This is a genomic window from Thiopseudomonas acetoxidans (genome assembly GCF_030362935.1).
In the GTDB taxonomy this organism is placed as follows: Bacteria; Pseudomonadota; Gammaproteobacteria; order Pseudomonadales; family Pseudomonadaceae; genus Thiopseudomonas; species Thiopseudomonas acetoxidans.
The window spans coordinates 135445-157809 of the sequence record NZ_JAUCDY010000003.1 but is presented as its reverse complement, the minus strand read 5'-3'; the positions used below and the strand labels follow the sequence as shown (position 1 = coordinate 157809).

Below are 22365 nucleotides of genomic sequence, written 5' to 3'. Positions count from 1 at the left end.
ATCCTGTTAAAAGAACACGTCGATGCGGAAATAAACCGGTCTTTCCTTGCGTTCAAGGGCGTCCGGGCGGGACAGGGTGTGGGCGCTGGTGAGCGACAGGGCCAAATGTTCGCCCTGTGCGCTGAATTCAAATGCATGGCTGGCCATGCGTCCGCTGCTTTCGTGGTTATATTTATCACCACGAATGGCACCCAGGTCGTAGGCCGCCAGCAGGCTGTATTGCTGCAGCAGGGGTTGTAACCAGTGCCAGGTGACTGGGCGGCTCCAGCGCAGTTGGTTACGCCAGTAGTAACCGCTGTCGCCGGTCAGGCTCTGGTCTTTGTAGCCACGGATGGAGTACAAACCGCCCAGGCTGAAGCGTTGTGGGCTGTAGAGCACATCCTCGCTGCGCTGGGCGCTGAACAGGCTGTCAACGCTGAAACGCTCACCGGCCAGCTGGAAGGGTTGCAGGTAGCTGGCGGTCAGGGTGTACTTGTTATAGCGGGCCACCGGCTGCCAGCCTTTGGGGTTGCCCTTGCGCTGGGCATCCAGTGCGCCGCTACCCCGTTGCCAACCCAGATCCAGGTTGAGAAAGGCGCTGCCAATGCGCCGGCCATGGTTAAAGCCCAGTTGATATTCAGTCAGGCGCTGGCTGGAGACATCCAGCAGATAGTTGTCCAGATAGTTGCGGCCGCGTATGTGACTGATACCAACATTCACGGCCGTTTTACTGGTGCTGTCACGGTGTATCACCCGCTCGGCGGTCAGTGCCTGAGTGGTGCTGACGCCATCGAGCACAAACGAAAAGCCCTGCCCTTCGGTGCGGGTACGGTAATAGCTGTGGTTATAGTGGTAATTGAAGGTCCACCAACCATAGGGCAGCTGATAACTCAGACCATGGCTGGCCGAGTGGCGGTAACGGTCACTGACCGCATCCTTGCTGCCGCGGATATTTAACTGGTCGGCCAACCCCAACGGGCTGTCCCAGGCCAGCCAGCTGCTCCATTGCTGCTCGCCGGTGCTGCGCTGGCCATCGTTATGGCGGCTCAAGCCCACACGCCAAGGTTTGCTGCGCTCGCCGCGAGCCACCACCCGGCTGCCACCGGCTTCCTCGCCGGGCTGTAAATCAAACTGCACCTGCCGGGACGGCAGCTGACCCAGCTGATCCACTGCCTGCTCCAGCGAGCGAATATTGAAAGCCTCTCCGACGTGCAGGGGCAGTACCATGCGCAGCTCTTGCGGAAGCAGCACGCCCGCCCCATCCAACGCTTCGACACGCCCTTCCATCACCTGAATGTGCAGCTGGCCGCCACCCAAGTCCTGGGCGGGTAGATAAGCCCGAGTCGTTACATAGCCGCGCTCAATATAGGCATGGGTGATGTCTTGCAGCAGCTGGTTGATCTGCGCGACTGTCAGGCATTGCTTCTGGTAAGGGGCGATCAAGACGGCCTGCACTGCCGGCTTGAGCAAGGTAACGCCCGCCAGTGCCACCTGCTGAATGTCAATACAACGGTCGTCCGCGGATGCAGTCACTGCGCCTGCATCGGGTAGAGCACCGGGCAGGCTTTGCAGTTCATCCAGCCGCTGCTGTTGCTCCTGCAGCAGTCGCTGCTGACGCTCACGGGCCAGATCACGGTCACCCGGCAAGGGCGCTGCCTGCAAGCCGCAAAGAGCGACACTGCATCCTGCCAGAACAGCAATGCGTAATATTTTTAGACTGACGGACATCCTGTCCCTCTCCTCAAATACAGCAGTACTGCTACATAGATCCGCTGGTTTTAACAGACAATCCCTAGAAAAATACCAAGGCGTGATAAACAGACTGGGGTGGATTCTAAATGAGCTGCAATGTTAAGCCATGTGCATAGATCACACTTTACTCATAAACAAACTGAAGGAGACGCTGAACAACCCCCCCTGTGTGTCAACCTAAGCATGACCTACACGGACAACCACTTGCCCAAAGCAGTCACCGAGGTAAAAGCTTTGGTAAAACGCTGAAAAAATACGCCAGAGCATCCTGGCCTACTTCGACCGACCAGGACTGCACTGCAAAGGCAAGCAAGAACAGCGTGCGCAGCACAACACTACCCCAGCCAGCAACCTAGCCTATCCTCTCAAACATCTTGTCCAAATACTGCTCTCTATCGTTGGTCATAAACAGCACGTGTTTGGCTTCTAGCTCTGCTTGTTGCGCGCCCCAGTCGAGCTGAGCATACTCAGTCCAAGACAGAATAAAGCTGTTCAAAACAACACCAGGATCAGCTAAGCGTTTCTCTACCGCTTTGATTTTTTGGTGGAACATAACTTTTTCGCTGCCTGGGCCTTCATGCAGCAAACCATGCGGCTCGATAAAGGTCACGTATTGCTTGTTGTCTTTGAGCATCCACAAAATAAAATCCGGGTAAAATCCCCCTGCTTCAAAAAAGCCTACCCCTTTGCCACGACTGCGGTTACGCAGTAAAAACAGCTCTACACCTTCTTGTTCGTTACGTTCTTGGTGCTGGTCACACCAGTCTTTCAAATCCTCAACAAACTGAAACTCGCTTTCATTAAGAGCCACTGGCTGGATAGCAATTTTGCTGCCTTTACGCAGGTGCAGTAAAGGTTGGAATAAATGCTGTTTGAGGTTCAGCGCGTTAATATCACCTACTTGCAACAGATCAGCTTTCCCCAGTGCTATCTCCGCTTTAACTTGCTCAATCGCTTGGATAACTTGCTCTTCACTGCCATCGACAATCAGCTGATAAAACTCTTCCTGTGGGATGTTTTCATCGGCTTGCGTAAGTTCCCGCAACTCTAAACGCGGCTCCATATAATCACGCTTAGCGTAATTGTAATAATGGTCGGCAAAACGCTTTAGCAGCTCAGTGGCCACTTGCTGCAACAATAAAATACCGGCGTAACTGTTTGGGTTAAGCCGTGCTTTAGGCAAGTACAGCTGGTACCAGCTGGAGTCCCTTAACAGTGCTTTAATGCCCTCTTTGCTGATATTGAGGTTGTACCAGCTACGCTCATTTTTAAAACGCTCCAGCTCAAAATACAATTGATCGTAATCTAAAAATGCCAAGTGCTGAGCACCTAACTTAACCGTTTCTTTGGTCACGGCATCGCTAGCATCACGTGAGGCAATGGCACCGATACGGGGATACCAATCAGCCACCACCCGGTTTTTTGTCAGGTAATCAGGAACACTATGCAGACTTGGGATACGGGCATCGGTTTTAAAGTCGTATTCTTTGCCGTCGTCATCCTTACGCTTAGGGCGCAGAATTTTTAGCTTCTTACCAAAATCGTGCGTCACATTTAACCGGATCTGAATGACCTTACGCTGCTCATTCCCTGGCAACCCCTCGTCACTTAAGAACTGACGGAACTTCTCCATAAAGTCAGCTTTGATACCAAACACATTCAGTGTTTCCAGCTCTTCAATATAAGGAGGTCGAACAGTTGCCTGAGAGTGACCCGAGCGCTTCAAACTCCACTGGTAGCCTTTCAAGCGTACGCCGCGACCAAACAGCTGGATAATCTGTGCGCCCTCGCTGGAGCCCACATGCATTAAGCCCAGGGTACTCACACGCCAACAGTCCCAGCCCTCAACAAACTTCTTGGAACCAATCAATAGATTCACCGGCGAATTGGATTCTTTCACACTGGCAAACAGGGTATGGGTAAAATCGCTCTCAGCTATAGCCAATGGAATAGCTTGCTGATTAGCAAAGCTACTGATGTGGTCACACAACCCTTTGGCATCCCCCACACTGATCAAACCAAAGGGTGTTTCTGCGTTACCAATACGTAAGGCTATCTCACCCGAATCGCCTTTAACGCGCTCCAGTACGAGTTGACCACCTGATTGGTTGTTAAATACACGCTGCAAAATATCACGGTATAGCTCTGCTACCTTTTCACCTGCATTGATTTTTTTTGCTAAATAATTAAATGCGCTATCAAAAATATCATTGCCGTTGGCATCGAGTAAGCCCGTGTCCTGGCCCTTACCGGTCAATAGCTCATGCACACGGCTTATAGCTTGCGACTCGTTACCTAAAAACTCAGCAATAAACTGAATAATCAACGCCACGTCTGTCGCCACCAGCTGCTCATCTTTGCCCAGCTTGCCAGACGAAACAGTGCTACCCACGAACACCCAGAGTGGCTTTTCTATATTGAAGTCACTGAGCTGATGTTTTTTATCGTCATAAATGCACAGCTGCTGATAAAACTTCAGCAAGCAGGCCGTGATATAAAGCGCACGGGTTTCTTCGAACGACCGCGGCAAGTTGAGAATTTGGTAATCTTTGCCAAAACCATCTTCGTAAAACCAGCGGTAGGAATAGTCAAACAGCACGGCTTTGGCGTAATCATCTTCATGACCGGTTCCAGATACGGCTTGATCAAAAGTCGCCGAGTACTCAAAACTAAAGCCTTTGTCACACAGGCTGGCGCGGCGGTGAAACCAAACGCCGGTTTCATTTTTATTGCTTAAGCCACGGTGCCCTTCATCGACGAGCAGTAGGTTTTGGTCACCTAAGCTGCGCGTAGCAATAGTGTTTGGGCCTTCTTTGTCAGCCAGCTTGGTAATTTCTAAGGTGTCCACATGGCCTAAACCAGCAGCGGCACCAAACAAGCCACCACGTGATGCTAAATATTCGCCAGCAGAAATTCCGCTTTCGTGAAATTCATCTCTATGCTGCTTTGATAAATCTGAGTTTGGGGTTAACAAAATAATTCGCGACAGCGCATTCGCCTTGCCATACTGCGTGGCGTAATGGCGGTATTGCAGCACGTTGACATGCATTAATAAGGTTTTGCCGCTACCCGTTGAGTTTTGCAAGCAGATTTTATTCAGGTCTTCTAGCTCATAGGCTGGTACATCGGCGTAATCACGCCAGTGCTGATTAAAGCGCTCGACAAAGCCATTTAATGCAGCAAGCAACACATGGCTATCGTTGAAAAACCGGTCTAAGTAAACTTCAGTAAACAGCAGACTAAGCCACTGGTAATACTTCCACACAATCGGCCGATGACGTTTTTCATTAATCGCTTGCGTATGGCGCACAATATTTTGCTCATAGGCCATAAGCTGATCACGGCTGATTTGTAAATCATTCAGCTGCACGCCTGCATGACTGAACAACGGACTGTTAGCGAGGTGATGGAAAAAATGATGCAAATTATCCGTGTCTAAGCCTTCTAAACTTGGATTACGGATAGGTTCAGCCAGCTTATGAAACGGGCGAATCGTTTTACCCTGCAGCTTATGTTCAGCCAAAGGGTCAATACCAAACAGGCTTATCAGCCACTGGTTTAATACCAGCTTATTACGAAAGGCGAGTTGCTTTTTAGTAGACTTTCTAGTGGTTTTTTTAGCCATGTTATTTATCTTTTAACTCTTGCTGCAGGTGTTTCACTACTTGCTCAAAATCGCTGGGCTGCTGGTCTGTTTGCTGAATACGCAGACGGTGAAATTTTTCATATTCAAGCTCTGCATGTTGCTTAGCCATCTCGTGGGATATTTTACCCGCATGGGTTAACACATCACGGTCATTCCAGCTCTTCGAAATAATCAAAGGGCTGGTCAGGGTTTTTTAAGCGCTCGTCATCCAGCAAAAAACCCTTGCGGATAAACTCAGACAGCTGCTGGGTTGCCCAAATACGAAAGCGTGTGGCTACACGGCTTTTCACACGGTAGCCAACGGAAATAATCATATCGAGGTTGTAGTAATCAACCATGCGAGCAACTTGGCGTTTGCCTTCAGTTTGAACTATCCGGAATTTCCGGATAGTTGCTTCAGATGCAAGCTCCCCTTCGTCGTAAACATTCTGAATATGCTCGTTAATGGTGCGTACATCCTTTTGAAATAGTTCGGCCATTAGCTTTTGCGATAGCCATACCGACTCATCTTCAAAGCGCACATCAAGCTTCAACTTACCATCTTCGGCTTGGTAAATTAAAAACTGGCCTTTGGCCGGATCTGGCGTTTCGGTGATTGTGTTATCCATCTTGTTATCCTGCTTAAGCTCAGCCACTTGCCTGGTTCTAGTTGTTAATCTGCCAAAAACCGTCTTTACGACCGCCTTTGCGCTCTAACAAGGCTAATTCCCTTAACTTTTTAATGTTATTTTCAACGGCGGTTGTGCTTATTCCTAACTGCGCTGCCAGCTCTTTTATGGTGACTTTATGATCAAGCATAACCAAGCTAAGAATGGCCTGCTGGCTATCGCTTAGCTCTTTACCCAACTCTTTACCCAACCTATCTTTGTTAATAAGTTGGGTAAAGGTATTGGCGATGGTTTCCAGCATAAACTCAACAAAAGCGGCGCAATCGGTTTGCGCTGTACTTTGTGCAATGGCCTGGTAATACGCCTGTTGATGCTGATAAACCAGTGATTCAACAGGCAAATTGGCAAAAACAGGGTTCCAGTTTGCCAAAATGATACTTTGCCACAGCCTGCCCATACGGCCATTACCGTCCGCAAAAGGATGAATAAACTCAAACTCATAATGAAAAACCGCGCTGGCAATCAGGGCATGGTGCTCCGTATTATTTAACCAAGCGAATAAGTCCCGCATTAAACGAGGAACCTGCTTGGCAGGTGGCGCCATATGAACCACTTCTTGACCACTCATCACGCCCACGCCACTACTACGATACTGGCCCGCCTCATCCATAAGGCCAAGCATGAGCAGTTGATGCGCGTGTAATAAATCTTCTTCTTTGAGTGCATTAAACTGTGCAAAGCGCTCATATACCGCCAAAGCATTTTTAACTTCTTGCACCTCACGTGGCGGGGCAATCACCGGCTTGCCCTCAAGCACGGCGGTAATTTGCTCTACACTTAAGCTATTACCCTCAATCGCCAACGTTCCTTGAATAGTACGGATTTGATTGGCGCGTCTTAAGCGTAGCGCTTGAGCTTTATTTTCACGCTCGTCATAACGCCCCAGTTGCTCACTGATGGCGGCAACCAGATTCAAGATTTTTGGGGTAAGGGTTAAAGGCGGTTGATAACTGCCCATCATTTGCTCCTTCAGTAAACAGCAGACTAAGCCACTGGTAATACTTCCACACAATCGGCCGATGACGTTTTTCATTAATCGCTTGCGTATGGCGCACAATATTTTGCTCATAGGCCATAAGCTGATCACGGCTGATTTGTAAGTCATTCAGCTGCACACCTGCATGACTGAACAACGGACTGTTAGCGAGGTGATGGAAAAAATGATGCAAATTATCCTTGTCCAAGCCTTCTAAGCTTGGATTACGGATAGGCTCAGCCAGCTTATGAAACGGGCGAATCGTTTTGCCCTGCAGTTTGTGCTCGGCCAAAGGGTCAATACCAAACAGGCTAATTAGCCACTGGTTTAATACCAGCTTATTGCGAAAGGCGAGCTGTTTTTTAGTGGGTTTTTTAGCCATGTTATTTGTCCTTTAGCCCCTGCTCTATTTGCTCGATGCTAGGTAAGCTGGTTTGCAGCTTTAGATTATGTCCCCAAGGCAATTGTCCAACAGCCTGTTGGACAATTGTTTGATCTGGCCACGCTTCAGCAAAAGCACGCATGTACATTAGATTGGCACGAGAAAACCCTTTCATCTCAGGGAAGGCAACTCGCAAGTCATGAGAAAGACGCTCAATCACTTTAGCACCCCAGCCTTGCTCCTCTTGGCGCTGTAAAATATCTTGGCCAATTTGCCAATACAACACCACCAGCTCACGATTCACCGCCCGCGCTGCACGTTGTTGAGCAGTTTGAATACGGCTTTTTAAGTCACTCAACCAGTTACCGTAGCTTTCAGGCATGGTTGTTAATGAAACAGGAGAATTTTCTTTTTTATCAGTCGTCATTTAAGCGACCTCCGCTTTGTTTGGAGGTGTCAGTTTGTTGAAATAATTTAGGTAGCTTTACTTCAGGACTCCCCTCACAGTGAACTGTAAAATATTTTTTGACGGTTGCCTTCGACGCTAGCTCACTTTCTTCGGCTTGATAGATTAAAAACTGGCCTTTTGTTGGTGCTTTTTCAGCATCAATTCTCATATTTTATATTTCTTTAATTTTTTCTCGTCTACAAAATATAAATTCTGTTTTGTTCGTGTACACGCGACATAAAATTTATTTTTTGTCGTTGCTGCCAACTCATTTAGAGTGTTATTTTGATATGCCTTTAACGTAGCGGGGTTAAGCACAACACAAACATCCACAAAGTCATCAAGTCCTTTTACATTACCCCAATTATCTGTATTTCCAGGATACTTACTGCTATTTTGATAAAAAAGTTTAACTACGTTGTCATTCTCGAATAAAGCATCCACATCTTTGCAACTATCTACAAACTTAATATTTCCAGATGTGGCTTTATGAGAATCAATATGTATACCTAAGTTATCCGTAATAAAGTCACATACCTCTGACGGACAACGATAACTATTAGAAAGCAAGATAATATCTACTTGATAACCAGATTTTTTTAGTTTCTTACAGTATTTGTCGAAACAATCATGCAAACCCTTTTGAGTATTTCCATCACTGCTTGTACCAAATGTATGCTGATAAAAATCACCAACTAAAACCACTTCAGATTCAAACCCAGATAACTGGCAAACAAAATTAAAATCATTTGCAGCGAAGTCCTGAATCTCATCAATATAAATACAGTCAAAATATCTCTTTAATCTATCGAGCACATCTGGCATTAGCTCAAATTCTAGTAGCAGCTTTGAAATACGGTTAGAGTAAATCCGTTGAAATGAGTCAATATAGTGCTCTCGAGATTTTTTATTGGTATACAGTATTTGTGGAGGGATTTGTTGAACAAAATTAATTCCTTTTAAATTCAATTCATACCCACACAAAGGCTTCAAGCAATAGGAGTATATAAAAGTAAAATAACTAAGTATTTTGATACCTTCTGGTATATAGCCATATTTACTTATAATTCTATTTTTTATATTACGAGTATTGTTATCTGTATAAGTGATTAACAATGCCCTACTATTTTCTTTTAACTGGTCGATGATGTAGGTGGTTTTGCCAGCACCTGCTACAGCCAAAACTACTCGTTTATCCATCGAATAGCCTCTTCAATATAACTAGGAGCTATTAAGTTAGCTGCATGATTTTCAACTAATCTAAATGCAGCCTCTGACTTGTTATTTAACATCGACTGTAACTGATCTTTAGACTGGAAAAGATCAGAGCATGCACTTGTATTATCCTGATAGACGCAGGCCTCGAGGGTATACCTTGTATTATCTTCGTCACTAAAAACCTTGATAGAGTCGTTGGTATGAGTTCCATATCGAACCACACAGTTTTCTTGATAATTTTTATCATTGTCTGTAATTACAGCTGTTTTTATTCCAAGTATTTTTGCTACTTCCATATAGCGCTTAAAGCTTGTTCCTCCAACAGAAATAATAGTCACACCATCATCTTCATGCGTGCCGCCTGATACATTTTTATAAAACGCTTCAAGAAGCATATATTCAGCATCACCTTCAATTAGAATTACTTTTTGTGATAAAGCGAACTCTAAGAAATTATGGTTAGGTGCCTTCATAAAAAACTTGGCCGTATCTTTATCGAGACACTCTAACGTTAATGGTTTATTTTGACTCTCAGGTGCAAGTAAAAAAGATTGCCGCAGATCTAAACGAGTACTAATTAAGCTACTGTGAGTTGCAATTATTTTCTGGCCTTTCTCGGTCTCTTCAATTCTTGAGATGAGTTTATGCATATTAGTAAAACTCAGGTGGTTTTCAGGCTCTTCAATAAGTAATACTTCTATAGCAGCTTTATCTTTATTTCTGGATAAAGCAAAGTCTGTTTTAACGAAGCACTGCTGTCCTTTACCTCTCTGCTCTAAAGGCACGTCATCCTTAGTAAGGGTCAAATCAGACTCTAAGCTGTACTTTGCACCAGAACGCACATCGAAAATATAGTCATCCATTGTTGCATTTAGTGCGACTAAATGCTGGTTCTTAAAATTACCTTTAGCTTCTCTATACTGATTATTAAGCTCTGCTCTTGTAATTGGCTCTGCTGTGGACTCAAACACTCTTTTAATGTATTCATTATTAGCATGTTCAGAATTAATTTGAGTGTTATCAATCAATAACGTTTTTAAAGCTTTTCGGTACCCTGTATAACCCTCCCCAGAAAAGGCAAAGAAGTTGATACTGTAAAACTCATAAGGAAAAGAATTGGAATTGTTTTTTAAGGCTTCATTAATTTCTTGAATCAAGTTTTCATCTGGAATACAGCTAAGGTGCAATCCTGTGGTTTCGATATTTTCAGTATTGTACTTTCCATTTAACTCTTGAACATCTTTAGCTAAAAAAAGCTCAGCATGCAGCTCAGGTAATTGCTCAAAGGTTTTTATCTGTAATTGAAGAAAATCATTGACTGCATCCTTATTTAAAAGAGCATCCAATCCTAAATTTTCAACTTTATATCTACTTCCAGAGGCAACCAATTCAATAGCCTGAAGAACACTACTTTTACCCGACTCATTATCGCCGATGAGCGTATTCAAGCCTTTATGCAACTCAAACTCGAATTTTTTGAATTTTTTAAAGTTTTTTAGCTTTATTTTTTTTATATATTGCATTATCTACCCCTCCACATCCCACATGCGTTGCATGAATTCTTCTTCGATTAGGCGTACTTTCCAGCGGTCTTCTGCTTTTTTGAGGTTGGGTAGGTTGTTGCTGCCATTGACGTAGATGGTGGCGTATTCAAAGTCGCGGCTGTTGATGCGGTGGGCTTTGAACCATTCATCGAGTACGAGGTTATCTTGTTCTAAATCGCCGGTGAGTTTGCGCCACACGATTAGTACTTTATCGCGTGCGCCATTGTTTGGGTTGGCGGGGTCTGCTGGCAACCAGCCTTCGATTTTACGCAGCCACCAAGGGCCGTTGTCGTCTTGCTGTAAGCGGCCATCGAGCACTAGGCGCGTGGTTTGACCTTGTGGGGCATGAGCGTCTTGTACGCGCTTGAACTTAGCGTTAAAGCCTTGCGGTGCAGCGGTATGCTCGACGCGTAAACCAATTAAGTAGTTAAAGGTTTCGATTAAATCAACCGTGCGCTCGACGCTTTCATCGCTGCCTGGCTTTTTCACTTCTAGGGTGTAAGCCGTTGGGTCGGCAAAGGCATCAATATTGAGCAAGGATTGACTGCCGCGGGTTTCAACGTCCAGCATGTAGTTCAGCATGTAGTCTTGCTTGAGCGGGCTATTGGCGTCGATGGCACGCTGGCGCACAGGGTCAGACGCTAGGCGCAGGTTATTAAGCGTGTCTTCGTAGGATTCCAAGCGGATGTATTTAAAACAGTGGGATATACCTGTATCACGGGCGGCGGGCTTACCGTTTTTCCATTTCGAGGCATAAGCGACTTTGGCAAGACGGGGCTTGAGTACGGTATCAAAATGGTTGCCCATTTCAGCGAGGATGTATTTACGATTACCATTATCTTCGCGGTTTAAATCTATAACTGCATGACCTGTTGTGCCTGAGCCAGCGAAGTAATCAAAGGTTAATTGGTTTTCAGAACCAGTCATTGAAGAAATATAGGAAATCAATTTTGGCGGCTTTGGATAGTGGCTATACTCACAGTCCATACTTTTTAGCATGGCCCGCGTGGACTGAATGGTGCCAACCCCCTTTATAGTTGACGTCACATAGCTTTGCTGTATATCTCTTTTTTTTACGGCTTCAATAGCACCGGTATTCGTAATTAAGAAAGTAGTACTTTGCCCTTTACTGTCTAATACAGGTTGTAAGTTATTATTGATGAAATCTTCACAAAGTGACTTTGAGCTCCATCCACTTTCACCAGTTACCTCGTAGATCAACTTATAGTTTTCTACGACCACATCAGAGCTGTAACGTGGCCAAGTGACATCACTTTTACTAATAGTTCCACGCTCAAAGCTAGCAGGAAACCCTGGTGGTAAACTGACCCCACTTACTGGATTTTTAGGCCCGTTTTTAATTATAGTGTTTCTTATCTCTGTGTTGAACAGCTTGCTAGTTTCGGAAATTGAAGGATCAATTACAGGCGGTAGTGCAAAATCTTTTTCTTTAAGGGCGTAAGAGACAACATATTCATGTGCCATCTTGATTTTTGCTTGATTATCAAAGTTACCCTCAGCAAGCCAGACGAAATCCGCAAGTGAGTTTTCTTCTCCAAAAATATTCTTCAGTATTATTTTTAAATTATGTAATTCTTTTTCATCAATACTAACGAATATAGCTCCAGTCTTATTCATTAGGTTAGGTGTGCTTTTTAGCCTATTGAATAGCATACATAACCAAGATGAATGTTTATAAGAGTCTTTGTATGGAAAGCCATCTCCACCCGTATTGTAAGGAGGATCAATATAAACGCATTTAACCTGCTCTCGATAACGCTCTTGTAATAACTGCAACGCCTGAAAGTTCTCCGAATGCACCAGCAACCCATCACACTGCTCATCAAAGTCTTCAATGCTAGCCAACAGCTGAGCTTTAAATTCTTCACTAAAAAACTGCGTATCCAGCAATAAGTTTTGGTTGGCTTGTAAAAACTCTAACGTTAACGGATTACTAAATGCGGGCGTGCTGAGGTCGCCTTGAATGTCATCAATGGCAAACAGCTGTATCCACTCTTCTAGCTGAGCTTGGTTGGCACAGATTTCTGGGTACAGCTTTTCGGGTACGCGATCAAGGGTGATGCAGTAGTTGGTTTCGGTAACAAACTTTTTCTTCAGCCATAGCTTTTTCTGAAAGTCTTCCAACTGGGCTAAAAAGTCGATCAGCTTATGGGCAATTTGACGTAGCACTTTGATTTTACTGAGGTAGCTTTCAACCGCTGGGGCGTCGGCATTTTCAATATCATCTAAACGCATCACTTCGTTTTTAATATAAAAATCCAGCTCACGGCGTAAAAAACTGCCCAAGTCTTTATGGATAAAATAATCCATAGTGTTACGGCTGGTGTACTGATTGATGTATTTCGCCAGTAGCGGGCGTTGTTTGATTTTGTCTGTGGGTGCAGGCGTGCTAAGCAGCGTTAGGTAGTCGGCGGGTAAACTATCTAGCGCTTTGGCCGCAGCAAGAATTTGGCGGGTGATGTGAAGGTTAGGCAAGTCGCCTTTGTTGCTGGCGCCAAACTCTTTTTTTACGGCCTCTTCTTGTTCTTTAGTCAGCGCGTCTTGGCTGGAAAGCACGCGGTATTCAAAATTGACGATAAACTCATTGGCATCATTAAGCGCCACCGGCTGAGCCGTATGCAACACAAATTCGCGTTTGGCGTTATCAGCCGCTTTGATATTGCCGTGTTCACCTTCGCTGGCATCAACAATCTGAAAATGCACTTTGCGCGATTCCGTGCTTTGCCCAAAATCTAAGCCGTCTTGCGCTTGCACTTCTTTGGCTTGGCGCAGATCAAAGCTGAAATTACTGAAATACTCCGCCGACTTAATATAATACTGGTCGGCGTTAGCCCAGTGCAGCTTTACTTCTTCGCCGTTGTAGGGAATGGCATAGGGTGCAGCATTACTGGCCGTTTCACGGGTGTAATAACGGCGTGAAATAAAGTCACCGTCATCATAATAGCGCTCAAAAAAACGATACAAATGATCGTATACCTGCGCTTCATTGCTGCCGCTTTCCCGTGCTGCATCGTAAGCGGCTTTAGCTTCTTGCACGGGTTTGGTTTCTTCTGGGTTGGGCGCACCAAAGTCTTTCGCTTGCTGAATCGCCGCTTCGTACTTACCCCGGGCTGTCGCAACTTGGTTATCATCCGCCTGACCAAAGGCATTGGTAATAATGGTTAGCAGGTCTTGGTCTATAAACTGCTGAATTTCAGCCGCTTTGGCGTGCATAATGCGATAAAAGCCAAAGTCTAAATCGGGCTGATTCAGCTGAAATAAATCAGAAAGCTTATTAACCAGTTTTTCGCGAAGCTTTACGACCTGTGTCATGGTGTTTCCTAAATAATTTCAAAATGCAGTCTAACGGAGCGTTGATAAGGATTTCATGTGTTTTAGAAGCGCATCGCTTCCTAATCACTTCATTTGTTTTTGTTTGTACGCATTATCGCCTTTGGTAATAGCGGCTTTTGGTTACCTGCACAATTATAAACTACTTCTGCTACGGCTTGTTTATGGGCAGCATAACTCATTTCCCCATTTAGCCCGCTCTTTGGCATTGTAAAAACGCCATTATTTATCGGGCTGCTCTGCCAGCTTTTGCAGCCCTTTATCTGCTAGCAATAAGCGCATTTGCTGTATAGCCGTTTTATTTAACAGTGCCAAACGTTTAGTTTGCTCGATGCCTTGTTGAATAAAATGTGCATTGAGTGTTTCTAAGTTAGCCAAGCAAACTAGTTGTGAAACATTAGCGTAGTCGCGGATGTTGCCTTCTTTGTCTGGGTTTTTATCTCGCCATTGCTTAGCGGTTTGCCCAAACAATGCCATGTTTAACAAATCTGCTTCTGTGGCGTATACCAACGAAACCTGTTGAGCAGTCAATGCAGTAGGAATCAAGTTCTCTTTTACTGCATCGGTGTGTATTCGATAGTTAATCTTGGTTAATTGGCGTTTAACACTCCATCCAAGGTGCTCTTGCTCTACCTCTTTAAGGCGTTGAAACTCTTTAATGAGATATAATTCGAATTCAACCGATATCCAGCTAGCAAACTTGATTGCTATGTCTTTGTGCGCATAAGTGCCACCATAGCGCCCCGCCTTTACAACAAACCCCTTGGCATGCGTTGTTTCAATCCATTTACGTGGTGATAGCGTAAACGCATTTGATCCCGCTTGATTTTTAAACCCCTCGAATTCGATGGGTTTAAATTCAGGATTGTAAAGCGTCTCCCAGATACCTAAGAATTCGATAGTGTTGCGATTGCGCATCCAGTTACCGATAGCCGCGCTACTATCGTCTGTTTTGTGTTTGGCAATATCAGTAAGAGAAATAAAATCGTGTTGCTCTAATCGGAAGACTGTTATTTCACTGCCTTGCACTTGTATTTTAGTATTTTTCACCCTATTGATTGCCTTTATTAGGTTAGCTGCCAACGAATTTCAAATAGCGTTTGGTGACTGCTTTGTTGGTGCATACGCTTTTCAAGCGCGGCTATTAGCGTGTCGCGGCGCTCTTCAATTTGGTCTTCTACATCAAATACTTGCTCACGCTGGCGGCGTTGCTGGCGTTCGAGCTTTTTGATGTCTTCTTGTGCGGCTTTTTGTTCTTCAACACTTTGTGCTTGGCGGGCCTGTCTTTTTAGGTCGCGCAATTTAAGCTTGGTGTCTTCCAGTGCTTGTTCTGCCGCTTGTATCTGTTCATCGGCCCAGGTTTCTAGCTTTTCTTGTTCACGCTTGAAGTAATGATTGTTCTCTTCCAGCGCTTGGCTCAGTGTGGCTTGTAATTGCCGTGCTACCTGTTGCGTAAAGCTTGCCGGTGGTTCAGTCGTTTGGGTGGCAAGCACTTCAGCACTTAAGTTGAATAGGCGCTCACAGGCCTCGGTATCGAGTATTTCGCCTTCATCGGTACAGGCGCTGAACACCAGATGTTCTTCACGCTGGAAGCTATCGAGCTCTAGTAAGTTAAGCTCTAGCCAGCCTTGAGCGCTTTTAAGATTTTCAAGGACGGAGATTTTGCCTTGATAACCAGAAAGGTCAAACTGTATTTTGACCAAAGGACAAGGCAAGCTCCTACCCCTGCTAAGCACGTGCTCGCCTAAAGGGTGTGTTAAGCGATAGGTATGGCTGTGCTCGGCGGCGGTTTTGCCTTTTTGAATAAGTTGATAGCGCCCCTGAGGCGAGGCTACGCTTAGGCTTTTATGCAGTTCAAAGCTTAGCTCGTGCTCATTAAAGCTGGCCTGCTCGCGCAAGATAAAATGGGTGAGCTGCCAAAACATACGCTGGATGCGGTCTAGCTGCTTTATGGCGTTGTCTTGTTGTACTTTGAGCAGCTCATGCACTTGTTCATCAAAGTTTTCAAGCAGCTTGGCTTCGGTTTCTTTGAGCTTTTCGGTGATGCTGCTTTCTAATTCTTTTTGCAGCTCATCAAAGCCGTGTTGAATAGCTTCTGGGCTACGGCAGGTGTCGTAAATGGCTGCGATACGTTTTTCAAAGTCCACACCCGATTCAAGACGGCCAAGCAGCTCATCGGATGCACCAAATACGCCATCAAACAGCGCAAATTTAACGGTAAGCAATTCCAGCACCCGCTGGTCCGCTTCGTTACGCTGGTTTAAAAAGTTGATTACTACAACATCGTGTTTTTGTCCGTAGCGGTGGCAACGACCAATACGCTGCTCTACGCGCTGTGGGTTCCAGGGTAAATCGTAATTAATCACCAAGCTGCAAAATTGCAAGTTAATGCCTTCGGCAGCGGCCTCGGTAGCAATTAATATTTCGGCGTCGGTTTTGAAGTAATCAATAATAGCGCTGCGCCGGTCTACGGCTGGGCTACCGGTTAGCTTATCGCTGCCTTGGTGGGTTTTAAGCCAGCGTTGGTAAATACCAGTAACGGCGGCACTGGTGTTGGTGCCACTAAAATTTACAACCTTTCCAGCATAGCCATGCTGTTCAAGGTATTGATGCAAATAGTCTTGGGTGCGCCGTGATTCGGTGAAAATCACGGCTTTACGCTCTGCACCTAGTTCATGCATACGCTGAAAGCCAATGTCTAAGGCTTTGATCAAGGCGTGGGTCTTAGCGTCGCTGTGGATGCCTTGAGCCAATTCACGGTAGCTTTCTAGCTCGGCTATTTCCCCTTTGAGCTGAGTTAGGTCGATTGCTGGCTCGGCCGTATCACCTTCTTCAAGCTCCAGTTCTTCTAGCCATTCTGCGTCTAAGTCTTCATCATTTAAAAACTGCTCGAGCCAATCTTGCTGCTGTGTGCTCGCTGCTTGTTGCAGGCTTTTGAGGCGTTTTAACAGGGTATTGAGCGTTTCAATAACAGCCTCGGTGGATGAGGCCAGTAGTTTACGAATCACTAAAGACACTAAGTGCCGTTGACGCCAGGGTATGCCGTAGCTATCGGCACGGTGTAAGTAACCGCTGAGTAGGTCGTATAATTTTTGTTCTTGGTCGCTGGGGTTAAATGGAACGGTAATGGCTTTGCGCTCGGTGTAGTTAATGTATTCGAGCACTTGGCGACGCAAGGTGCGTTTACTGAATTCTTTTAAGCGGTGGCGTAAGCCCGTAATGTCTGGCTCACCGTGCATAAATTGACGACGGAAGCTTTTAACATCACCGAACAACTGTTCATCAATAATGGTCGATAGGCCATACAATTCAATCAGTGAGTTCTGTAGCGGTGTTGCGGTAAGGAGTAGCTTTCTTGAACCCGCAAAGGCCATTTTAATTGCTTGGCCTGTTTTGTTGCTGTCGCGGTGCGCGTTACGCAGTTTGTGCGCTTCATCGATCACCACTAAATCCCACGGCGTAGTGCGCAGCTTGTCTGCCATGCGTGCGGCATAGTTGAACGAAATGATGCTGATCGTCTCTTGCTCAAACGGGTTATACACACCGGCTTTGCGCAGGACGTTGTAGGTTTTGGCATCCAGCACTTGATTGGGCAGTTGGAATTTTTCGCTAAGCTCATTAGCCCATTGCTTACGCAGTGCTGCTGGGCAAATGATGATTAAGCGTCTGCGCCTTTCTGCCCAGTATTGGCACAGCACCAGTGCGGCTTCAATGGTTTTTCCCAAACCCACTTCATCGGCTAATAACACGCCTTTGCTGAGCGGGTTCTGTAAGGCAAACAAGGCGGCATCAATTTGGTGCGGATTGATATCTACTTCAGCATCGAACAAAGACGTAGAGATACGGTCCATATCGCCGCCACGACGTTGGCGGGTCAGCTCATAAGCGAAATACTTGGCGTGGTAAGGCGTTATGGGCATTCAAGCAAATCCTTTGGCTGGTTCAGAAAAAGCTATTTAAAAACACTGAGTGTACCTAAAAATGCTTTATGCTGCTTTGAACATGCAAATCCAACAATTCCCTAACCGCTGTGCGCTTAGGATTTGAGGATGATCTTGGTGGCAAGTAGTACTTTGGCAGAAAGACTTACAATCGCTATTGGCGATATAACATGAGGATGGGCTGATTTTTCAAACACATTCTTAGTTGCTGCGGTGGCTTATAAAGCGCTCTAGAGCGTTGCTTCTTAGTTAACCTTTGGCAAATCAGCCCAGCGGGTTGTATAGGCGGGAGAAAGGTGCTCGCGCTTCATTTGCCAAGTGTTCTGCATGCCTTGCCGAGCTAGAAACACCTTACCCAAACCGCTTTGGTTGATCTCATCCAGTACCGCCATCAGCTTTGTACTGTTAGGACGCTGCTCAACTTCGTCAAACAAACCCGGCTGGTAGGCATCGTGATCATAAAAATCAGACAACATCACCCCGCCTTTGCTGTAGCTGTAGCCTTCGCGCCAAATACGCTTGAGTAATTGCAGCGCGAGGACATTGAATTCCCGCGTGTCACTGCTCGGCAAGATCAGCTCACCGGTGGCTGAGTTGCTGTACGTTTTTTGACTTTCTTTAAATTGACTGGTCTGGACAAAAACCGTCAGCATCTTGGCTTGTTGATTCTCTTGGCGGAGCTTTTCCGCGGCGCGTGCTGTGTACTGCGCGATTGCCTCGCTCATCTGCTCAAGGGTTGTAATTCGGCGACCAAATGAACGGCTGCACATGATCTGCTGTTTGGTTGGCGGCAGCTCTTCGAGGTCTAAACAGGATTCACCGTTCAGCTCGCGCACAGTGCGTTCAAGCACTATAGAAAAGGAGTTGCGAATTGTCGCAGGAGCACATTGAGCTAAATCCAGCGCCGTCTTAATACCCATGATTTCCAGACGTTTGCCAAGCCTGCGCCCCACCCCCCATACATCAGTGACAGGGGTAATGGCCAACAGCCGCTGCTGCCGCTCGTACTTGGTGAGATCAACAACACCACCTGTGGCGGGGTATTTTTTTGCTGCATGGTTAGCGAGCTTCGCCAACGTTTTGGTCGGCGCTATACCGATGCACACGCTTAAACCCAGCCACTGCGCGATGGTCTCTTTAATATTTTGACCAAACTCTAGCAGCGACACAGTTGAGCCTAAACCGCTTAAATCTAGAAATGCCTCATCAATCGAATACACCTCAACCCTAGGGGCTAATCCTTCGAGGATGGTCATGACACGACAACTAAGATCTGCATACAGGGCGTAATTTGAGGAAAACAACTGAATGCCAAGCTGCTGTATTTGCTCCTGAATCTGAAAGACAGGCACAGCCATTTTAATGCCAAGCGCTTTGGCTTCTTTTGAGCGAGCCACCACGCAGCCGTCGTTGTTGGACAGCACCACCAGCGGGGCGTTTTTTAAATCTGGACGGAACAGTTTTTCGCAGCTGGCATAGAAGTTATTGCAGTCTACGAGTGCAAATACAGTGCTCATGGCTGGGCTGATGACTTACGCCGCATGTTGCGTACGACACTGGTGACAACACCAAAAATATCCAGCTCGCACCCTTCTGGCACTTCAATGGCTGGGTAGGCTTTATTACGCGGTACCAAGCGCGTCACTGGCTTGAGTTCAAGCTCTTTAACAGTCAGTTCGCCATGAAAACCGGCAATAACAATATCACCATGCTCTGCTCTAACAGAGCGATCAACCACCAGAACGTCATTGGGATAAATGCCTGCTTCAATCATTGAATCACCTTCAACCCTGACAAAAAACGTTGCCGCAGGATGCTTGATGCACAGCTCATTAAGATCAAGTGTTCTCTCAACATAATCTTGCGCCGGCGATGGAAAACCAGCTGGAACGCGATCGAGAAAAAACGGGATAGCAAGCTTCTTGTCAGCGATATAGGTGGAGCTGCAACTTTTGCCAATGATTAAGATTTGCATGATTAGCCGAACCTAAATAACTGTATAAAAAAACAGTGGTATTATAGGCACGCCACAGGCTACCTGCAAAGACTTAAATAAAGTCGCTTTTATAGCAATGAGTATCTGAGTATCTGAGTATCTGAGTATCTGAGTAATCGTATCCTCTAGCCTTGCACTTGCGCCAATCAAAAACTGTTATAGCCTACAAAAGTACCTCAACTCATTAATCCCATACAGGGGCTAATGGCAGACTTTTTGGAGAAGTTAAAATGATGACACTCAGCACAATCCCAGTCGTGACCGATGCTTTAAACAGTATTAACGTGCACTGGTCTACTGGCCTAAAAAATCATGGCATTGTTAGCGTTCAATTCAGTAGTGAGTCCCGCGATCAGGCGCTGATTGCCGAGCTAATCACCATAAGGCACTTGCTTTTTACTCAGTATTTAATTCTGTTTATTTTTTCCCAGCCATTGGTTGGCTCCCGCCAACCCTGGGGCATCCAAGCAAGTCGCCAAGTACGAGTTTTGGAATACCTGCAGACTTGTATACCAATTTGTATACCGCAAACTTTAGGCGAAAAAAAACCCTTGAAAATCAAGGGCTTAATTAAGTATGTGGCGGAGGAGGTGAGATTCGAACTCACGGATAGTTGCCCATCGGCGGTTTTCAAGACCGCTGCCTTCAGCCGCTCGGCCACTCCTCCGTCTTTGCGGCGGTGATTCTACCTGATTGAAAGATTCTGTCAAACATATTTACTTCTTTTGTTTAACAAATTTGCTATGCTTGGCGTCGGTAATAATTCTCAACTAAGGAGTAACACACTAATGCAGCGTTACAGCACACATGATGTAGCTATCCAGCGCGCAGGTAATTCAGTTCTGCGCAATACCTATGGCTTACTCGCGTTAACTTTAGCTTTCAGTGGCTTGGTTGCTTTTGTTTCACAGCAAATGCAACTGCCCCACCCTGGTCTAATAGTTACCTTGGTTGGTTTTTACGGTTTGTTTTTCGCCACCATGAGATTGCGTAATTCTGGCTGGGGCTTGCTGACCACCTTTGCGCTAACCGGTTTTATGGGTTACACCTTGGGGCCAATTTTGAATCTCTATTTGGGCATGAATAACGGCGCAAGCGTCATTAGCTCTGCCTTTACCATGACCGCTGTAGTGTTTGGTGGATTGTCAGCCTTTGTGCTGATTACCCGTAAAGACATGAGCTTTCTACGCACCTTTATTATGGTCGGTTTCTTTGTCTTGCTTGGCGCAATCATCGCGAGCTGGATTTTTGAAATCTCCAACATTCAGCTGATGATTAGTGCAGGTTTTGTCCTGTTCTCCTCTGCGGTAATTCTTTACCAGACCAGTGAGATCATTAACGGCGGTGAGACCAACTACATCATGGCAACCATCAACCTATACGTTTCTATCTACAATCTGTTTCTCAGCTTGTTACACATTCTGGGTGTAGCCAACGACGATTAGTCGCAGTAACCAGAAACGTTAAAGCCCCTTAATTGGGGCTTTTTTGTTTTTCCTGGTGCAACGTATAGTTCTTCTATTTCCGTGCTGCGCGTTCTCTTTGTACGCGTTCCGTAACATCCCGTGCCATGGATACGCTACCTAGTACTTTACCTGTATCATTGACCACGAGCGCAAAGGTCATCTCAACATAGAGCTTATGTCCTTCTTTATGCATTGCTCGGGTTAAAGTCGGCGTGCCCGCAAGTTTGAGCTTGCCGCTGGCAATCGCCGCATTAAAACCGCGCCAGTGCGCTTCGCGTAAATGCTTAGGAATAATAATATCCAGACTCTCACCCAAAGCGTCTTCTGCGCTAAAGCCAAACAGTTTTTCAGCCGCATGATTCCAGCGCTTAATAGTGCCTTGAGTGTCGGCATAGATGAGTGCATCCGAGGTTTGTTCGATAATCCATTCAGCCAAGCTGCTCATAAGTATCCTCCCGTAAATTCTTAGCTTTATTTATACGCACCTTGGCTTTCTTCTACTGTCAGCACAAAGTATAACGCTTGTTTTAGATTAAGAATTTGCTTGAGAATTGCTGCTCAGGTAGGCCAAAAGCTCTGCATGGTTGCCCGTAAAAACCACGCGGTCTTTAATTTTGTTTTGCTGGTAGTGATACATTGGGTCGTAATATTGGCTCAGCAAGATATCAATCCATGCGCGATGTGCATCCAACTGTCCACCTTGCATTTGCTGTTGTAAACCCAGGTTCAGCAGCTGCTGGACTTCGTGATGACGTTCGGGGCCTAGGCATCTTTGTATTTTAAGCAGGCTGCGCTGCATGCGTTCAACATAGAGCTGATCGCCCTGCTCTTGCCCATAGAGTTGAGCAAACTCCTCATGCAGACGGATCACATAATCACGCAGAATGCGCTCAATGCGGGTTTCTTTGTCTTCAGTCAGCACCACAACCGGTGCCGCTTGCATACGGCTGTATAGCTCATGCGGTCCCTGCGCGATAAAGTCACCGATACGCGTCAGT

Annotated in this window: 17 protein-coding genes, 1 tRNA gene and 1 pseudogene; 1 reads left to right on the top strand and 18 read right to left on the bottom strand. The window is 45.9% G+C overall.

Annotation, left to right across the window (positions count from 1 at the left end; genetic code table 11):
- Window positions 1–6 precede the first annotated feature (6 nt).
- From QEZ41_RS03990 to QEZ41_RS03915, 16 genes and pseudogenes are all read right to left on the bottom strand, one after another.
- The gene (locus QEZ41_RS03990; protein ID WP_289410090.1) at window positions 7–1707 is read right to left on the bottom strand and encodes a ShlB/FhaC/HecB family hemolysin secretion/activation protein; all 1701 of its coding nucleotides are present in this window, start codon (window positions 1705–1707) and stop codon (window positions 7–9) included.
- Between the two features lie 376 nt (window positions 1708–2083).
- Entirely contained in the window at window positions 2084–5356 is a 3273-nt protein-coding gene (locus QEZ41_RS03985; RefSeq protein WP_289410089.1) for a DEAD/DEAH box helicase family protein, read from the bottom strand.
- A gap of 1 nt (window position 5357) precedes the next feature.
- Complete coding sequence (locus tag QEZ41_RS03980) at window positions 5358–5552, bottom strand: hypothetical protein (RefSeq protein ID WP_289410088.1); 195 nt, start codon at window positions 5550–5552, stop codon at window positions 5358–5360.
- A complete protein-coding gene (locus QEZ41_RS03975; RefSeq protein WP_289410087.1) occupies window positions 5527–5985 on the bottom strand; it encodes a virulence RhuM family protein in 459 nt (152 codons plus the stop codon). Before QEZ41_RS03975 ends, QEZ41_RS03980 begins: the two co-directional genes overlap by 26 nt.
- Before the next feature lie 37 nt (window positions 5986–6022).
- The gene (locus tag QEZ41_RS03970; protein ID WP_289410086.1) at window positions 6023–7003 is read right to left on the bottom strand and encodes a Fic family protein; all 981 of its coding nucleotides are present in this window, start codon (window positions 7001–7003) and stop codon (window positions 6023–6025) included.
- Window positions 6936–7403, bottom strand: a complete 468-nt coding sequence (locus QEZ41_RS03965; RefSeq protein ID WP_289410085.1) for a hypothetical protein — start codon at window positions 7401–7403, stop codon at window positions 6936–6938. Before QEZ41_RS03965 ends, QEZ41_RS03970 begins: the two co-directional genes overlap by 68 nt.
- Window positions 7404–7434: 31 nt before the next feature.
- Window positions 7435–7830, bottom strand: a pseudogene (locus QEZ41_RS03960) (DUF1016 N-terminal domain-containing protein); the annotation flags it as partial.
- Window positions 7820–8020, bottom strand: a complete 201-nt coding sequence (locus QEZ41_RS03955; RefSeq protein ID WP_289410084.1) for a hypothetical protein — start codon at window positions 8018–8020, stop codon at window positions 7820–7822. The pseudogene QEZ41_RS03960 and the gene QEZ41_RS03955, both read right to left, overlap by 11 nt.
- Window positions 8017–9051 carry a DEAD/DEAH box helicase family protein gene (locus QEZ41_RS03950; protein ID WP_289410083.1) on the bottom strand — a complete coding sequence of 345 codons (1035 nt, stop codon included), beginning with the start codon at window positions 9049–9051 and terminating at the stop codon, window positions 8017–8019. Before QEZ41_RS03950 ends, QEZ41_RS03955 begins: the two co-directional genes overlap by 4 nt.
- Window positions 9036–10592: an ATP-dependent nuclease gene (locus tag QEZ41_RS03945; protein ID WP_289410082.1), complete on the bottom strand. Its 1557-nt coding sequence runs from the start codon at window positions 10590–10592 to the stop codon at window positions 9036–9038. Before QEZ41_RS03945 ends, QEZ41_RS03950 begins: the two co-directional genes overlap by 16 nt.
- A 3-nt stretch (window positions 10593–10595) precedes the next feature.
- Window positions 10596–13946, bottom strand: coding sequence for a site-specific DNA-methyltransferase (locus QEZ41_RS03940; RefSeq protein WP_289410081.1), 3351 nt, complete (start codon window positions 13944–13946; stop codon window positions 10596–10598).
- Between the two features lie 240 nt (window positions 13947–14186).
- Window positions 14187–15014: a KilA-N domain-containing protein gene (locus tag QEZ41_RS03935; protein WP_289410080.1), complete on the bottom strand. Its 828-nt coding sequence runs from the start codon at window positions 15012–15014 to the stop codon at window positions 14187–14189.
- 17 nt (window positions 15015–15031) lie between these two features.
- Window positions 15032–17884 carry an SNF2-related protein gene (locus QEZ41_RS03930; RefSeq protein ID WP_289410079.1) on the bottom strand — a complete coding sequence of 951 codons (2853 nt, stop codon included), beginning with the start codon at window positions 17882–17884 and terminating at the stop codon, window positions 15032–15034.
- Window positions 17885–18150: 266 nt separating this feature from the next.
- Window positions 18151–19422: a translesion error-prone DNA polymerase V subunit UmuC gene (gene umuC / locus QEZ41_RS03925; RefSeq protein ID WP_289410078.1), complete on the bottom strand. Its 1272-nt coding sequence runs from the start codon at window positions 19420–19422 to the stop codon at window positions 18151–18153.
- Window positions 19419–19880, bottom strand: coding sequence for a translesion error-prone DNA polymerase V autoproteolytic subunit (gene umuD / locus QEZ41_RS03920; protein ID WP_289410077.1), 462 nt, complete (start codon window positions 19878–19880; stop codon window positions 19419–19421). Before umuD ends, umuC begins: the two co-directional genes overlap by 4 nt.
- A gap of 600 nt (window positions 19881–20480) precedes the next feature.
- Window positions 20481–20568: transfer RNA gene (locus QEZ41_RS03915), tRNA-Ser, on the bottom strand.
- Window positions 20569–20689: 121 nt separating this feature from the next.
- Between QEZ41_RS03915 and QEZ41_RS03910 the strand changes: the two genes are divergently transcribed.
- Entirely contained in the window at window positions 20690–21346 is a 657-nt protein-coding gene (locus QEZ41_RS03910; protein ID WP_289410076.1) for a Bax inhibitor-1/YccA family protein, read from the top strand.
- Between the two features lie 73 nt (window positions 21347–21419).
- Here QEZ41_RS03910 and QEZ41_RS03905 read toward each other — a convergent pair whose 3' ends face one another.
- Together QEZ41_RS03905 and QEZ41_RS03900 are read right to left on the bottom strand one after the other, a co-directional pair.
- Complete coding sequence (locus QEZ41_RS03905; RefSeq protein WP_289410075.1) at window positions 21420–21812, bottom strand: PAS domain-containing protein; 393 nt, start codon at window positions 21810–21812, stop codon at window positions 21420–21422.
- Between the two features lie 87 nt (window positions 21813–21899).
- Window positions 21900–22343 carry a hypothetical protein gene (locus QEZ41_RS03900; protein WP_491737239.1) on the bottom strand — a complete coding sequence of 148 codons (444 nt, stop codon included), beginning with the start codon at window positions 22341–22343 and terminating at the stop codon, window positions 21900–21902.
- Window positions 22344–22365: the final 22 nt, after the last annotated feature.